General features: G+C 66.0%; 13 protein-coding genes. 8 read left to right on the plus strand and 5 right to left on the minus strand.

Annotation, left to right across the window (positions count from 1 at the left end; translation table 11 throughout):
- Nucleotides 1–55: 55 nt before the first annotated feature.
- Nucleotides 56–679: an isochorismatase family cysteine hydrolase gene (locus DIE03_RS34780; protein WP_124456626.1), complete on the minus strand. Its 624-nt coding sequence runs from the start codon at nt 677–679 to the stop codon at nt 56–58.
- A 138-nt stretch (nt 680–817) separates the two neighbouring features.
- Nucleotides 818–1,192 (minus strand): cytochrome c, encoded by a 375-nt coding sequence (locus DIE03_RS34785; protein ID WP_124456627.1) that lies wholly within the window; start codon nt 1,190–1,192, stop codon nt 818–820.
- Nucleotides 1,193–1,589: 397 nt separating this feature from the next.
- Between DIE03_RS34785 and DIE03_RS34790 the strand changes: the two genes are divergently transcribed.
- Together DIE03_RS34790 and DIE03_RS34795 are read left to right on the plus strand one after the other, a co-directional pair.
- A complete protein-coding gene (locus DIE03_RS34790) occupies nt 1,590–2,258 on the plus strand; it encodes an alpha/beta fold hydrolase (RefSeq protein ID WP_260434997.1) in 669 nt (222 codons plus the stop codon).
- A gap of 96 nt (nt 2,259–2,354) precedes the next feature.
- Nucleotides 2,355–2,804 (plus strand): hypothetical protein, encoded by a 450-nt coding sequence (locus tag DIE03_RS34795; RefSeq protein WP_124456629.1) that lies wholly within the window; start codon nt 2,355–2,357, stop codon nt 2,802–2,804.
- Between the two features lie 83 nt (nt 2,805–2,887).
- On the opposite strand, the gene DIE03_RS34800 is transcribed toward DIE03_RS34795, so the two are convergent.
- Nucleotides 2,888–3,802 (minus strand): glutaminase, encoded by a 915-nt coding sequence (locus tag DIE03_RS34800; protein WP_124456630.1) that lies wholly within the window; start codon nt 3,800–3,802, stop codon nt 2,888–2,890.
- Between the two features lie 224 nt (nt 3,803–4,026).
- On the opposite strand from DIE03_RS34800, the gene DIE03_RS34805 reads away from it, so the two are divergent.
- The 3 genes from DIE03_RS34805 to DIE03_RS34815 all read left to right on the plus strand — a co-directional run bounded on the left by DIE03_RS34805 (nt 4,027) and on the right by DIE03_RS34815 (nt 6,763).
- Nucleotides 4,027–4,737, plus strand: coding sequence for a response regulator (locus DIE03_RS34805; RefSeq protein ID WP_124456631.1), 711 nt, complete (start codon nt 4,027–4,029; stop codon nt 4,735–4,737).
- Nucleotides 4,738–4,801: 64 nt separating this feature from the next.
- Nucleotides 4,802–5,932, plus strand: a complete 1,131-nt coding sequence (locus tag DIE03_RS34810; RefSeq protein WP_124456632.1) for an ATP-binding protein — start codon at nt 4,802–4,804, stop codon at nt 5,930–5,932.
- A gap of 204 nt (nt 5,933–6,136) precedes the next feature.
- Complete coding sequence (locus DIE03_RS34815; RefSeq protein ID WP_124456633.1) at nt 6,137–6,763, plus strand: FMN-dependent NADH-azoreductase; 627 nt, start codon at nt 6,137–6,139, stop codon at nt 6,761–6,763.
- A 67-nt stretch (nt 6,764–6,830) separates the two neighbouring features.
- Here the strand turns inward: DIE03_RS34815 and DIE03_RS34820 are convergent, their stop codons facing one another.
- Nucleotides 6,831–9,233, minus strand: a complete 2,403-nt coding sequence (locus DIE03_RS34820; protein WP_124456634.1) for a patatin-like phospholipase family protein — start codon at nt 9,231–9,233, stop codon at nt 6,831–6,833.
- Nucleotides 9,234–9,503: 270 nt separating this feature from the next.
- Here DIE03_RS34820 and DIE03_RS34825 point away from each other — a divergent pair, with 270 nt between their 5' ends.
- Nucleotides 9,504–10,538 (plus strand): rod shape-determining protein, encoded by a 1,035-nt coding sequence (locus DIE03_RS34825; protein WP_124456635.1) that lies wholly within the window; start codon nt 9,504–9,506, stop codon nt 10,536–10,538.
- Between the two features lie 209 nt (nt 10,539–10,747).
- Nucleotides 10,748–11,407 (plus strand): YdcF family protein, encoded by a 660-nt coding sequence (locus tag DIE03_RS34830; protein WP_124456636.1) that lies wholly within the window; start codon nt 10,748–10,750, stop codon nt 11,405–11,407.
- A gap of 530 nt (nt 11,408–11,937) precedes the next feature.
- Here the strand turns inward: DIE03_RS34830 and DIE03_RS34835 are convergent.
- Nucleotides 11,938–12,177: a hypothetical protein gene (locus DIE03_RS34835; protein ID WP_124456637.1), complete on the minus strand. Its 240-nt coding sequence runs from the start codon at nt 12,175–12,177 to the stop codon at nt 11,938–11,940.
- On the opposite strand from DIE03_RS34835, the gene DIE03_RS34840 reads away from it, so the two are divergent.
- A partial coding sequence (locus DIE03_RS34840) for an autotransporter-associated beta strand repeat-containing protein (protein WP_185658288.1) occupies nt 12,119–16,420 on the plus strand: 4,302 nt, incomplete at its 3' end. The genes DIE03_RS34835 and DIE03_RS34840 overlap by 59 nt on opposite strands.

Below are 16,420 nucleotides of genomic sequence, written 5' to 3' on the forward strand. Positions count from 1 at the left end.
AAAGCGCGCAATGCCGCATCGACCTCATTCTGGCAGCGGTTCGGCTCGTCCGTCGCTATGCCAGCAACCGCAACGCATCCACGAGCCACAGCACCGTCGTGCGCGATTCGAACGCGGTGGCGAACAGATGCTCGTGGACGATCGGGTCCGGGTCGTAGCAGCAATCCTTAACCGTGTAGAGGCGGAAATCCGCGTCGCTCGCGTGGGCGATCGACGACAGCATCACGCCGGTCGACGCAATGCCGACCATGATCAGCGAATCGATGCCTTGCGCGACCAGCCGTGCCTGCAGATCGGTGCCGAAGAACACGCTGGCGCGATGCGCGACGATCAGCGGCTCGTCGGGCTGCTTGCCCAGTTCGGGACACGGGGCATCGTCGATGAAGAGGCCCAGTTGCTTGATGCCCTGACCGTTCTTGTTGAGCGGGCTGACTTCCGGATAGCCGGGGCTGAAGCGGAGGTTCGCGAACCAGGCGCCGACGCCGGCGGCTCGTGCAGCGTCGCACAGACGACGCGTATTGGCGAGCAATTCAGGCGCAACCGACGGGAAGAGGCCGAGGATGTCGGTCTGGTAATGCATGACGAGCAGCGCGGTTTTCGACGGCACGATGGCGGGAATCGGTGCGGAGGCGCCGGGGCCTGAGGTCGTTGCGACTGCTGGTGCGTTGTCCGGATGCATGCGTGATGTTCTCCAGTAACCGCTGCGGGGCGTCAGAAAATCTGATCGTTCTGCATACGTCGTCAACCATGCCGTTTGCTCGCGGCTCGTAGCCTCGCGTGAGGATATCCGTGAGCGCGGCGGGCAACAAGCAAGCATTCAGCTTTTCAAGATCAAGCCACTCAGGTATTGATTCAAATCGCGAAAATCCTTAACCGTCCAGGAGTGGGGCGGTAGCTTTACGCCGTTTTCTCGCAAGGTTTTGGGAATCAGGTCGCCATTCGGGCGAAGTATGACTGACGAGACGATGACGCCCGGATAGTCGCCAAGCCGTTTTTTGAAGGCGGGCGTCGTAAGGTCGGGTGTGGGTGGGTTGCTTTTGTTGGCCAACGGCCCCGTTCCTTTGGCATCTGCTCCGTGGCACATGGCACATCTCGCGAGGAAGATCCTTTTCCCGTTGTCACTGTCCGCAAAGGTCGGTGATGCTTGGGCCAGTAATGAAATCCCTAGCGAGGCGACGACGAATATTTTCATTTTTTTGATTTTGTTTTATGAACTTGTGAATGTCTCTTTGGGGTCGACTGCTGCCGAATGACGAATTCTCGATCGAGCACGCCGATATTCACCTGCCGCAGTCACGCCAGATGACGCGCGCTCGATTTCGCGACTTCAGAAAATCGACCGCCCAGTATAAGTCGTCAACCATTCCAGCGCCAACCAGGCAGACGAGCGCCACGCGGCTGTCGGCGATGGGGTTTCCGCCTGGAGCGGTCAATCGACGATCCGGTTGAAATCCTCGACAATACGTAAGACGTCTTGGTCTCGTTGTGCGAGATCGCGAACGCGTTACCTCAGTCGTCCAACCGGTCCTCGCAGAATGCCATGCCAATTACCGCTCGTCTTTTTGCCCGCAATGCCCTGCGACGGACGCATGTATGCCGATCAACTCGAAGGGTTGAGCGATCTGGTCGTACCGTCCGTCCGGATGCTGGCCTATCCTACGTTCGCTGAAAGCGCCGAGAGGCTGCTTGCTTCTATTGATGGCCCGTTCATCATTGCAGGCACGGCCTACGGTGGCTGTATTGCGATGGAAGTAGTCGCGCGGGCGGCCCAGCGCGTGCGTGGACTGTGGTTGATGAACTGTCAGCCCGGATTACATCCGTATCCGGATCGTGTTCGCGACACCAGCCGAAGGATTCTGGTGGGGGAGCATGAACAAGTTATCGCCGAGTTTGCCGAAAATGCCATTCCCCCTGTAGATGTCAGGTCAAGAGCAGCGTTTGTTCAAATGGCTCGCGATACAGGTGCTGACATGTTCGCACGACAATCCGATGCGACTTTGACTCGCTCGGATCATTGGTCGACGCTGGCCACGAGTGCGATTCCGACACTTCTCATATGGGGCGAGGCAGACCGTTTCGTTCCGGTCGATGTCGGCCGTCGGATCGCCAAGCTGATGCCGCATGCCCGCTTCGAGACGCTGGAAGGATGCGGGCACTTTCCGACGCTGGAGCGGCCGTCGCTTTGTACCGACATTGCTCGGCGCTGGCTGATAGAGCGGGTTATCGGTAACCCCGTCGACGGCATCGCAGCCAGATGAGAGAACCCCGAAACTGTCGGGCGAGAACCGGCCATTCTTGGTCGCTCAATAAGGTTGTATCGTTCGTCGATAATCGATTCTGTCTCTACCCTCTACATGACCACTATTTACGACACCATCGTCTGGTTGCAGTCGAATACCAGTGCGGAGCAATTTCCGATCGCTGAATTTTCTGCCGACACCGACATGGCGACCATGGGATGGGTGTCCTTGACGAGCACAGATCGACCGGAAATCGTCGTTACGCAGGTAACGGCAGAAGAGTTCCGCGCGATAGCGGATGGTACGGACGGTTATCTTGCTATTGAACGCCGGGTAAACGCCGCGCTTAAGCGGTCCGATTTCAAGTGCTCATGGCTGGCGCGTGTTGAAGAAGTTGGCTCGAACGTCGCAGGCGGGTCGTTCCAGACGTTTCGGGAGACGTATCGGCCACCAAAATTGTTTTTCCGAGACATTCTTCACAGTGACTCACTGGCGCAGGAGGTCAGTCGTACGACTCGCTCCGAGTTCGAGCGTAACGGTGGAAAAGTCACTGTTCTCCAGTGACCCGTCCAGCAACCCGGCGCACCGCCGCGCCGATATGAATCGACCGCCGTTGCGCCAGGTGAGGCATGCCTCACCCCAACGCCTCAAAAAATCGACCTTCCCGTATAAGTCGTCAACCACTCCAGCGCCAGCGTCCCCGCCAGCGAGTTCCCGTTCGCATCGAGCCCCGGCGCCCACACGCACACGGCCATCTCACCCGGCAGCACCGCGACGATCCCGCCGCCGACGCCGCTCTTCGCCGGCAGCCCGACGCGATACACGAAATCGCCGGCCGCATCGTAGGTGCCGCAGGTCAGCATCAGCGCCGACAGCCGCTTCGCCGAACTCGAATCGACGACCCGCTCGCCCGTCACCGGTGCGACGCCGCCGTTCGCAAGAAACAGCGCGGCGCTGGCCAGCTCGACGCAGTTCATCTCGATCGCACACTGGCGGCAATACGCGTCGATCACGGTATCGGGCGGCATCTGCATGTTGCCGAAGCTCGCCATGAAATGCGCCATCGCACGATTGCGCTCCGCGTGCTGCAACTCCGACAGCGCGACCCGCGAGTCGTAGTCGATGTCGTTCGCGCCGATCAGCCGCCGCACGAACTCGACGAGCGCCGTCTCGGCCTTCACGAAGCGGCGGCACAGGACGTCGGTGACGACCAGCGCGCCCGCGTTGATGAACGGATTGCGCGGCTTGCCGCGCTCGCTTTCGAGCTGGACGAGCGAATTGAACGCGGTGCCGGACGGCTCGCGGCCGACCCGTTCCCACAGCTCGTCGCCCAGCAGCTGGAACGCGAGCGTGCACGCGAACAGCTTCGAGATGCTCTGGATCGAGAAGCGCTCGCGCGCGTCGCCGACCGTGTAAACGTTTCCGTCGAGCGTCACGACGGCCATCCCGAACTTGTCGGCAGGCACTTTCGCGAGTTCGGGAATATAGTCGGCAACCCGTCCCTGGCCGATCCAGGGGGCGAGTTCGGTATGGATGCGTTCGAGAATCGATTGGTAATTCATCACGTCGGGCGGGGTAGAAGCAGAGCCGGGGATTCCGGCGAGCCCGTATGGAACCGCCCCGGCGCCGATTCGTCAAGCGCGGCCTGCATCGCGCCCTTATTTTCAAGACCGGCAAACAGGCAAGCGGCGGGCGCAGTATCATGCGGTACGTTTCGGCCGAGGGCCGGCGTCCGGCACGGGCCGGCGCCGTCGCCGCGGCCTTCCTGATGATCCGACCGCTGCCCATGTCTTTTCGTATCCTGCTCGTCGAAGACGACACCCGCCTGTCCACGCTGATCGCCGGCTACCTGCGCAAGAACGACTACGAAGTCGACACTGTGCTGCATGGCGACGCCGCGGTGCCGGCGATCCTGTCCATTCGTCCCGATCTCGTCATCCTCGACGTGAACCTGCCGGGCAAGGACGGCTTCGAAATCTGCCGCGAGGCGCGCAAGCAGTACGACGGCGTGATCATCATGGTGACGGCGCGCGACGAGCCGTTCGACGAACTGCTCGGCCTCGAATTCGGCGCGGACGACTACGTGCACAAGCCGGTCGAGCCGCGCATCCTGCTCGCGCGGATCAAGGCGCAGCTGCGCCGCGCGCCCGTGCGCGCGACCGAGAATGCCGCGCCGCAGCCCGAGCGCTACGCGTTCGGCAAGTTCTCGATCGATCGCACCGACCGCACCGTCGTGCTGCCCGACGGCAGCACGCCCGACCTGACGTCGGCCGAATTCGACCTGCTGTGGGCGCTCGTGTGCCATGCGGGCGAAGTCGTCAGCCGCGACGACCTGATGCTGCAGTTGCGCGGCGTCGAATTCGACGGCCTCGACCGCACGATCGACGGGCGCATCTCGAAGCTGCGTCGCAAGCTGCGCGACGACGCGAGCAACCCGCAGCGGATCAAGACGATCCGCAGCAAGGGTTATCAATTCAGCAAGCACGCGTGGGAATGACGCCGCCCGCGCGCGACGCCGTCACGTTCCGCGCGGGCATTCCGCCCGCCGGCCGGGAGCCGCGATGATTCGACGAACCCGTTCGCACCCCGATGCACCGCCGCTGCCGACGCTGCGCTACGTCAAATGGCGCTGGCTGCATTTCCGCCGCGCATGGACCGACACGCGCGCCGACCGTATACCGAGCTGGTCGCGCCTGTATGTGCGCACCTACCTGCACCTGCTCGGCCTCGTCCTGCTGACCGCGCTGGTGCCGGCGCTCGCGCTGTGCGTCGAATTGTCGCCGCAAATCGTGTGGCATGCGTTCGACTCGCTGCCGGGCGATATCTGGATCGTGCTCGCGTTCGTGTTCGCCGCGCCCGCGCTCGCCGCGTACCGGTGGATGCGGCCCGTCTGGTCGGATCTGGTGATGGTGCGCGAACGCGCGATCGACTTCACGGGCGGGCGCTTCAACACGCGTGCACGTGAATCGCACAGCGTGATCATCGGCCCGCTCGCGCGCACGCTGAATGCGCTCGCGATGCGCATGGAGCGGCTGATCGCCGCGCAGCGCGACCTGACGAACGGCATTTCGCACGAGCTGCGCACGCCGCTCGCGCGCGTGCGCTTCGCGCTCGAAATGCTGCGCGAGCCGAGTTCCGCGGCCGAGTACCAGGGCGCGCTCGAGAGCATCGCGCAGGACGTGACCGAGCTCGAGGAGCTGATCGACATGAGCCTCACGTACGCGCGGCTCGAATACAGCTCGCTGCAGTCGAACCTCGAGATGACCGCGCCCGTCGCGTGGTTCGAGCATCAGGTCGACGACGCGCAACTGCTGTATCCGGAACGCGCGATCGAGTCGCGCATCGCGATCACGTCGGACCTGCGCGTGAAGATGGACCGGCGGCTGATGTCGTATGCGATGCGCAACCTGCTGCGCAACGCGAGCAAGTACGCGAGATCGCGAATCGTCGTCGGGATCTCGCTCGTGCACGGCAACATCGGCATCTTCGTCGAGGATGATGGCCCCGGCGTGCCCGAGAGCGAGCGCGAACGGATCTTCGATGCCTTCGTGCGCCTCGACCGCCGCACCGGCGGCTACGGGTTAGGCCTGTCGATCACGCGGCAGGTGCTCCATGCGCACAACGGCCGGATCGCGGTTGTCGATCCGGTCGAGCTCGGCGGCGCGCGCTTCGAAATCAGCTGGCCGGTCTAGCAATTCCGCGCGCGAGGTCCGATCCTCGATCGCCGCGATGGCGGCGCGCTTCGATTGGACGCGCGTCGCCGACGATTCCTGCCGTCCCTTTCCCTCGTTGATGCCTTTTTTAGCCGCAATCGGACGAAGATTCGTTTGCGGCATGCGCACGCTTTGCATTACGATTGCATTTGCAACTATAAATCGTGTGCGAGGTCACGCATCATGCGGCTGCTGAACATCGTGTCTTCTCCGCGCGGCGTCCGGTCGGCGTCAATCGCGGTCGCCAGTGCGTTTGTCGATGCGTGCCGCAACGCGAACGCGCTGCTCGACGTCGATACGCTGAATGTCTGGGACGCGGACTTGCCGGACTTCGACAGCGAGGCGATCGGCGCGAAGTACAAAGGCGTCGCCAACGAACCGATGAATGCCGCCGAGCAGTCGGCCTGGCTGCGGATTCAGTCGCTAGTGAAGCGGTTTCAGGAGGCGGACCGGATCGTTGTCGGCGTGCCGATGTGGAATTTCGGTTATCCGTACAAACTCAAGCAACTGATCGATCTCGTCAGCCAGCGGAACATGCTGTTCACGTTCGACGGTGCCGCCTATGGCCCGCTGCTGAAGATTCCGCGCGCGCTGGTCATCCATGTTCGCGGACAGAGCGGGGAAACCGGTGCGGGGCGTCTCGACACCCCCGGGTTCGGGCATCAGGCCGATTACATCGAATTCTGGCTGAAGTTCATCGGCGTGGACGAGGTCAGGAGCCTGACCGTCGAACACACGTGGAATGCGAGGGCGCGCGACAGCATCGAGCGGGCGCAAGCGCGGGCGGTGGCGATGGCCGCGGAATTCTGATCGGGAGTTCGAAGGCAGGACGGCAACGCGGCAACACGGATGCCGCCGAAGCGGCATCCGCGCATGCTCAGTACGTACGGCCGAGCTGCAGATAGAAGTTGCGCCGGCCGCTCGGCGCAAGCGCCACGCCGATATAGACGGGCCCGAACGCGGTCGACAGGCTCGTGAAGAACGTATAGCTCTGCTTGAGTGCGCCGCCGCCGATCTGCTGCCCGCTCGACCACACGTTGCCGACTTCCGCGCTGGCGCCGATCGACAGCGCCTTGACCGGCGACGCGTTGAACGTCATCAACTGGTTCATGTAGGTTACCTGCGCATACGCGAGCTCGTTGCCGTTCAGCTGGTCGGCCGCATACGCGGACAGGTGCTGGAAGCCGCCGAGCGTGAAATTGAACGCGTTGATCAGGTTGGTGCCGCCGATGCTCTTGCCGCCTTCGATCGTCGCGCTGATGCTGTGCCGGCCGAACTGCTGCGCGACCATCGCCTTGCCGTAGATCTCGGTGTAGGGCGCGTTGTTGATGCTGTCGTCGAACGACGACGCCGAGCCCCCGTTGCGCGACACCAGCGAGCGTTCGATACGCAGCTCGGTGAAATAACCCTTGCGCGGGAACAGCGGATCGTCGAGCTGGTCGATGACGAGCCGCGCGCGCGCGGTCAGCGCCTGCGACGTGAAGCTTGGCCACAGCAGCGTCTGGCCGCTCCCGTCGTCCAACGGCACGTTGTAGGTCGGCGAACCGTGTCCGGTCACGTAACCGACGCCGATCCGGAAATCGCCGAGCCGCCCGATCGGCAGGCCGAGATCGAGCCCGGCGCGTGCCGTCTGCATCAGGTACTGCGTGATCTTCACGTTGCCGCTGTCGTCGTACAGGTTCGCGTAGCGGCGCTGGTATTCCGCGTAGGGCGACAGGTAGACGCCGTAGGCGGCCGGCAGCGGCTGGCGCAATTCGATGCGCGCCGACTGCAGGTCGCTGCCGATCGTCGTGTCCGCGCGGAATTCGAGCCCCGATTCGGTGAGCCAGGGCCGCCGGTAGCCGACGTGCAGGCGGAAGCCGCCCTCGTCGGTCGAGCTGCTCGACATGCCGAGCCCGAACAGCAGGAAATTCGGCCCCCAGTACTTCTCGCGCGCGTTGATCTCGAGCACGTTGTCGTCGCCGTGGCTCACGATCTGCTGCGTGACGCTCTCGAAATTGCCGCCCGTCGTGAGCCCGAGCAGGTCCTGGCTGACGGTCTGCGGATCGTAGGTATCGCCGGGCTTCACGTGCAGCGCATTGCTGACGACGCGCTTCGGCACGCCGCCGCTGGTCTGGATGTCGATGCGCGTGATCCGGATCGGCGGCGGCAGCGGCTGCGCGTGCGCCGACCGGTAGGCGGCGTACTGCTCCGGCGTGAGCGCGAAACGCTGCAGCTTCGGCAGCGCGGCGGTCGCGGCGGCCGCGCCGGCGGCGATCGCCTGCTTCGCGTTCTGGAAATCGGTGAACGCGAGCGCGCCGAGGTCCGGCGTGAGCAGCACGTCCCGTGCGTCGAGCTGCTTGCGCTGCGCGGTCACGTTCTGGCGAATCAGGATGCCGACCATCTGCTGCATCACGTCGGCGGGCGACGCAAGCGCATCGAGCGGGCGCAGTTGCGAGCCGATGTCGACCGCGATCACGACGTTCGCGCCCATCTGCCGCGCGGTGTCGACGGGCAGGTTGCTGACGAGCCCGCCGTCCACGAGCGCGCGCCCGTTGATCTCGGCCGGCGCGAACAGGCCCGGCATCGCCATGCTCGCGCGGATCGCGAGCGGCAGCGAGCCGTGGTCGAGCACGACCATCTGGCCCGTCTGCAGGTCGGTCGCGACCGCGCGGTACGGGATCGGCAGGCGATCGAACGGCTGGTTGGTCGGCACGGCGGCCGTCCAGTTCGCGAGCAGCGCCTGCAACCGGTTGCCCTGCACGAGGCCGACCGGCGCCTTCACGCCCTTCTTGCCGAAGCCGAGCGTCAGCCCGTTGATGTACAGGCGTTCGTCTTCCCGGCTCGTTTGCGGCAGGTCCGCGCGGTCCGTCACGTCGAACGCGATATCCGCGAGGTTGACCTCCGACAGCCGCTTCTGCATCTCGCCGGCCGCCATCCCGCTCGCGTACAGGCCGCCGACCACGGCGCCCATGCTGGTGCCCGCGATGCAGTCGATCGGGATCCGGTTGTCCTCCAATACCTTCAGGACACCGAGGTGTGCGTAACCGCGCGCGCCGCCGCCGGACAGCACGAGGCCGATCGACGGCCGGCCGGCCGGGCCGCCGTCGGCCGTGCAGGCGTCCGCGGGCGCAGCGGGCCTGGCCGCGGGCGTGCCGGCTGCCGCGGCCGAGGCGGCGGGGGCAGCAGTGGGTTCGGTGGCCGGCAGCGGCTGCGCGGCGACCGTGCAGCACCAGAAGGCGACGAGCGTCGTGCAGAGCGGGCGCACCCGCGCCCAGCGGGAGGAAACGGTCGCTGTCATGGTGAAAATACCTGGCGTGATCGGGCGTCTGAGGCCTGCCGGGAGCAGGCAAGACCGAGAGATTACCGTGTTTTACACGCGCAACGCGAGAGGCCGTTGTGCAGCCTGAGGCATCCGAAATGTCATTTTCGGCAATATCGTCGCGAAAAAATCATCGGAATTGCCTAAAGTATCGGAACGATTTGCCGCTAAGCTCGTGATGGGGCGGCATGGACGCGCCGCGAAAACGCGGCGCGGCTGTCCCGGCCCGTTCCTTCACAAAGGTTTGATATGTCGACACCGCTGTTCGGAAAGTTGTTTGCGCAACCCGTTGCGATCGACCCTGGAACGGCGAGTACGCAGATTTATACGCACGAGCGCGGTGTGGTGCTGAACCAGCCGTCGGTCGTCTGCTTCCGCAAGGGCGGTGCGACCGACGCGCGGCCGACGCTCGAGGCCGTCGGCGAGCTCGCGAAGGCGCTGCTCGGCCGCGAACCGGGGCATCTCGAAGCCGTGCGGCCGATGCGGCACGGTGTGATCGCCGACGCGCACGCGGCCGAGCAGATGATCCGCAGCTTCATCGACATGTCGCGCACGCGGTCGCGCTTCGGCCGCCGGGTCGAGGTCACGCTGTGCGTGCCGTCCGACGCGACGGCCGTCGAGCGCCGCGCGATTCGCGAGGCCGCGTTCGCGGCCGGTGCATCGGACGTCGAACTGATCGAGGAGTCGCTCGCGGCCGGGCTCGGCGCCGGCCTGCCGGTAACCGAGCCGGTCGGCTCGATGGTCATCGACATCGGCGGCGGGACGACCGAAGTCGCGGTGATCGCGCTCGGCGGGATCGTCTATCGCGAGGCGATCCGCGTCGGCGGCAGCCAGTTCGACGCGGCGATCGTCAACCATGTCCGCAACCTGTATGGCGTGCTGCTCGGCGAGCAGACGGCCGAGCACGTGAAGAAGACGATCGGCTCGGCCACCAGCGCGGTGCCGCGCACGTCGACGCGTGCGGTGGGGCGCAGCATCGGCGACGGCCTGCCGCGCTCGGTCGAGCTGTCCAACCACGACGTCGCGGACGCGCTGGCCGCGCCGCTGAAGCAGGTGATCGGTGCGGTGAAGTCGGTGCTGGAAAACGCGCCGGCCGAGCTCGTGACCGACATCGCCAATCGCGGCGTGGTGCTGACGGGCGGCGGCGCGCTGCTCGCCGACCTCGAGCGCCTGCTCTACGACGAGACGGGGCTGGTCGCCCGGATCGCCGACGAACCGGCCACCTGCGCGGTGCGCGGCGCCGGCGAGGCGATGGGGCGGCTGTCGATGTGTCCGGCCGACTGAGCCGGTTCCGCGGCCGGTCGCGCAGGCTTTCGCACTCTTTCGGTCTCCCTCTTGCCGCCACGCACTGCGTCGGTCGTCGTGTCGAACGGCCGCCGACCTTCCGGCATCGATCCGCCGCGTGGACAGGCGCGAGCGCGCCATGCTAGGGTGTTGCGCCCGTCCGGGGCCGGGCGAGCCGGCACGCCCGCCGACCTGAGAGACCGACAACCTTGAAATATCGAACCAAACGGGGCTTCGCGGCCCGAGCGGGCCGCCTGCTGGCCGTGTTCGCGTGCCTCTGGATCGCGGCGGCCGTTGCGATCGTCGTCCACGGGATGCGGATGCCGAGTGAACCGGCGGACGTCGCCGTGATCTTCGGCAACGCGCTCGACGATACCGGCGCGCCGAAGCCCGTGCTCGCGGCCCGGCTCGATGTCGGCGTGCGCTGCTACCGCGCGGGGCAGTGCCCGGCGTTTCTGGTCAGCGGCGCGATCGACGGTCCCGGGCTGAACGAGGCGACGGCCATGCGCGACTATCTCGTCGCGCGCGGCGTGCCGGCCGACCGGATCGCGGTCGACGACCAGGGCGACAACACGCTCGCGACCGCGCAGCACACGCTCGCTTACCTGCAGGCGCACAAGCTGTCGCGCGTGCTGATCGTCAGCCAGTACTACCACCTCGCGCGGGCCCGGCTCGCGTTCGAGCGCGTCGGCATCGCGCGGGCGAACATCTCTGCCGCGTATCCGCACCGCTTCCAGTTGCGTGATGTCTATTCGAGCTGGCGCGAAGTGCCGGCATACGCGATGTATGCGGTGCGGCTGTGGGTGAATCCCGATGCGCGGCCGCTATCGTTCCGGCCGATGCTTTATCTGATGAGCCTGTTTTCGTAACGCGCCGCGCCGCGGGGCGAATGCTTCCGGCGCGCGTCGTTCTCTCTCTTTTTTCCGGTTTCCTGTCGTTTCCTCTCCGCAGCACGAATATATTCGACACTCGGCAGGCGATAACGATTCGCATTGCAATTTTGATGCAATGCAGAAATCCGGATAAATCCATCAGGCTCCATAAAATCCCGATTTTCTCCGGTAATTAAGTGAGTGCTGATTATCCGCGTAGGCGATTTTCGGGAATTTGAATATTGCACTGCGGGATTCATATACCTTGAATCGAGAATGCGCATCAGCGTTTTCACGGATGCGGCGATTCCGCTCTTTCTGCGAAAAATCAAATAACAAAGACGAAAAACATGCAGAGGCGCCGCCGGACGTCTCTCGGTGGGTAAAAAATACATGCTTGCCGGCCCTTGATCCGATGGCTAAACATCGACTGGAAAACGGTTCGAGTTTGATATAGCCTTGTCTGATAAAAGCAGGGCAGTAATCAAATCAACCAGAAAGTCGCTGCAGAAAAACAGGGGCCACCATCATGTCATTCGACTAGTCTTGCGTCTGCCATCCCGATCCCGGGCTGATTGAAAATTCATCCTTGAATAAACCGACGTTGCATCGCGACTGCCGGGGCGGACGCTTTTGTCCGCGATTTTCTGCTGCGCGCCGTTCGGTGCGGCTGCCATACCCATATCAAAACCAAAAACGAGGGAAAGCATGAATCTTGCGCGTTCGAAAAAAGCCGGTGAGCCGTTTCCGAGACTGCTGTTGCCCACGGGCGTTTTCCTGGCACTGTCCGGCGCGGGTATCGTGCCTGCCCATGCGACCTGCAGCCAGGCGGGCACGACGGTGACCTGTTCCGGCGTCGCGAACCCGCTGGCGCCGAGTTACTCGAGCAACCTCAACAATGTGAACGCGACCGTCAACCCCGGCGCAAGCGTCGGCGTGCTGCTTGGCGTCGGCGGCACGGCGATGTCGCTGACGGGCAACAACGCCACGCTGACCAACAACGGCACGATCGACCCGTCCGCGCTCGGCTCGGGGCTCGGCATACTGTCGAGCGGCGCGGTGATCGGCAACGCGGCGGCGAGCTCGGTCAACATCACCAACAACGGCGTGATGAACGGCTCGACCGGCGTGGCGATCAGTGGCGTGACGGGCATGGCGCTGTCGGTCCAGAACGGCACGGGCGGCGTTTCCAACATCACGAACACCGGTTCGATCGGTTCCACCCCGCTGGTCGGTGCGACGTTGGTCGGCGCGGATGCGCCCGTGGTCGCTGCGTACGGCGGCGGCCAGGTCAACGTGACGAACAGCGGGACGATCACCGGGCGGGTGTCGTTGGGCTCGAACAACTCGCCAGGGGCGGGCAATACGTTCACCAACTCGGGCGTGATCAACGGCAGCGTGTCGATGGGTGCGAACAGCACGAACACGTTTACCGCGGTCACCGGCTCGTCGGTCAACACGGCAGGCGGCACTGGCGGAGCGTTCAACATCACGGTCGGTCCGGTCACGCTCGGTGTCGCGGCGACCGGCGTCGTCGACGGCGGCGCGGGCGGCAACAACACGCTCGTCCTGCAGCAGGGCGCTCCCGCGAACGGCACGATCGCGGCCAACAACTACATCAACTTCAATCACCTCGACGTCACGAGCGGCAACTGGACGATCAACGGTGCGTCCACCGCGCAGGACGCGACGCTGGCGGGCGGCGTCGCGATCATCAACGACAACGCGTCGCTCGGCACGGGCACCGTCACGGCCATCGGCGGCGCGCTGCAGGCCGGCACGGCGGGGCTCAACGTCGCCAACGGCGTGACGATCGGCGCGGGCGGGCTGACGGTGCAGGGCGCGACCGGGCTTACGCTGTCGGGCGCGGTGTCGGGCGGCGGCGCGCTGACAAAGAACGATGGCGGCGTGCTGACGCTGTCCGGCGCGAATACCTACACGGGCGGCACGAACCTGAACGGCGGCGGCCTCACGGTCGGCAACAACTCGGCGCTCGGCACGGGTGCGCTCAACGTCAACGCGTCGGCGTCGCTCGACACGAGCACGAACGTGACGCTCGGCAATGCGGTCAATCTTGCGACGGGTACGACACTGACAGTTGGCGGCAGCAACAATCTCGGGCTCACCGGCACGATCTCCGGGGCCGGCGGCCTCGTGAAGAACGGCGCGGCGACCACGACGCTGACCGGCACGAACACGTACACCGGCGACACGACGATCAATTCCGGTACGCTCGCGCTGAGCGGAAACGGCAGCCTTGCGTCGACCGGCACCGTGAACCTGACCGGCGCGGGCGCGACGTTCGACCTGAGCGGTGCGTCGGGCGCGCGGACGATCGGCTCGCTGGCAGGCGCGGCGGGCACGAACGTGGCTCTCGGCAGCAACGGATTGACGATCAACGCCACCGGCAACGCGACCTATGCCGGCACGATCGGCGGCGCGGGCAGCGTGACGCTGTCGGGCGCCGGCACGCAATCGCTGACCGGCACGAACGTGTACACGGGCGGGACCAACCTGAACGGCGGCAACCTCGCCGTCGGCAGCAACACGGCGCTCGGCAGCGGCACGGTGAACGTGAACGCTTCGTCGTCGCTCGACGCGACCACCAACGTGTCGCTCGCGAATGCCGTCAACCTCGCGACGGGCACGACGCTGACGCTCGCCGGCAGCACCGCGCTCGGGCTGGGCGGCACGATCTCGGGCGGCGGCGGCCTCGTGAAGAACGGCGCGGCGACCACGACGCTGTCCGGCGCGAATACCTACTCGGGCGGTACGACGCTGAACGCCGGCGGCCTGGTGCTCGGCAACGCGTCGGCACTCGGCACCGGCGCACTGACCGTCGGCGGCTCGGCGACGCTCGATACGAACGCGAATCTCACGGTCGGCAATGCGATCGATATCGGGACGGGCAATACGCTGACGCTCGGCGGCAGCAACGCGCTCGGGCTGAGCGGCGTGATTTCCGGTGCGGGTGCGCTCGTGAAGAACGGCGCGTCGACCACGACGCTGACGGGCGCGAACACGTACACGGGCGGCACGACGATCAACGCCGGCACGCTGGCGATCGGCGCGGGCGGCAGCCTGTCGTCCACGGGCACGGTGAACCTGGTCAATCCGGGTGCCGCGCTCGACATCAGCGCGGGCGGTGCACAGTCGATCGGCGCGTTGTCGGGCAGCGCCGGCACGAGCGTGAATCTCGGCGCCAGCGCGCTGACGCTGGGCGGCACCGCCAGCGGCACGTTCGGCGGCGTGATCGGCGGCACGGGGAGCCTGACGCTCGCGGGCACCGGCACGCAGACGCTGAACGGCGCGAACATCTACACGGGCGGCACGAACCTCAATAGCGGCAGCCTCGTCCTCGGCAACAACGGGGCGCTTGGCACCGGCGCGCTGAACGTCGGCGGCGCGGCGACGCTCGATACGAACGCCAGCCTGTCGGTGGCCAACGCAGTCAACCTCGGCACGGGTGCGGCGCTGACGCTGGGCGGCAGCAACAACCTCGCGCTGGGCGGTGTGATTGCCGGCACGGGCAGCCTCGTGAAGAACGGCGCGGCGACCACGACGCTGACGGGCGCGAACACCTACACGGGCGGCACGACGATCAACGGCGGCACGCTGGCGATCGGTGCGGGCGGCAGTCTCGCATCGACCGGCACGATGAACCTCGCGGGCATCGGTGCGACGCTGGACCTGAGCGCCGCGACGGGCGGCCAGACGCTCGGTGCACTGTCGGGTGTCACGGGCGCGAGCATCAACCTCGGCGGCAACGCACTGACGCTGGGCGGGACCGCCAGCGGCACGTTCAGCGGTGCGATCAGCGGCACGGGCAGCCTGACGCTCGCGGGTACCGGCACGCAGACGCTGAACGGCGTGAGCACCTATTCCGGCGGCACGAACCTCAATAGCGGCGGCGTGGTGCTCGGCAACAATTCGGCGCTGGGCACCGGCACGGTAAACGTCGGCGGTGCGGCGACGCTCGATACGAACGCCAGCCTGTCGGTGGCCAACGCGGTCAACCTCGGCACGGGTGCGGCGCTCACGTTGGGCGGCAGCAATGCGCTCGACCTGAGTGGTGCGATTTCCGGCGCGGGCAGTCTCGTGAAGAACGGCGCGGCGACGACCACGCTGACCGGCGCGAATACGTATACGGGCGGCACGACGATCAACGCCGGCACGCTGGCGTTGGGTGCGGGCGGCAGCCTTGCATCGACCGGCGCGATGAACCTCGCGGGCACGGGCGCGACGCTCGATCTGAGCGCCGCGACGGGCGCACAAACGCTCGGCGCATTGTCGGGCGTCGCGGGCACGAACCTCAACCTCGGCGGCAACGCGCTGACGCTGGGCGGGACCGCCAGCGGCACGTTCAGCGGTGCGATCGGCGGCACGGGCAGCCTGACGCTCGCGGGCACCGGCACGCAGACGCTGTCCGGCGCGAACACCTATACGGGCGGTACGACGATCAACGCGGGCAGCACGCTCGCACTCGGCGCGGGCGGCAGCCTGGCGTCGACCGGTACGGTAAATCTGGCCGGGACAGGCGCGACGTTCAACCTGGGCGGCGCGACGGGCGCGCAGACGATCGGTGCGCTGACCGGTGCGGGCGGCACGAACGTGAACCTGGGCGGCAACGGGCTGACGCTGAGCAGCGCGGGCAACTACGCGTTCGGCGGTGCGATCGGCGGTACGGGCGGCCTGACGCTGGCCGGCGCGGGTACGCAGACGCTGACGGGCGCGAACACCTACACGGGCGGCACGACGATCGGCGGCAGCAGCACGCTCGCACTCGGCGCAGGCGGCAGCCTCGCGGCGACGGGTGCCGTGAATCTCGCGGCCGCGGGCGCGACGTTCAACCTGAGCGGCGCGTCGGGCGCGCAGACGATCGGCGCGCTGACCGGCGCGGGCGGAACGAACGTGACCCTCGGCGCGAATGCGCTGACAGTGAACGGCAGCGGCAACAACACGTTCGGCGGCGCGATCGGCGGCACGGGCGCGGTGACGTTCGCGGGCACC

This window comes from Burkholderia sp. Bp8992, from assembly GCF_003853705.1.
Taxonomy (GTDB): Bacteria; Pseudomonadota; Gammaproteobacteria; order Burkholderiales; family Burkholderiaceae; genus Burkholderia.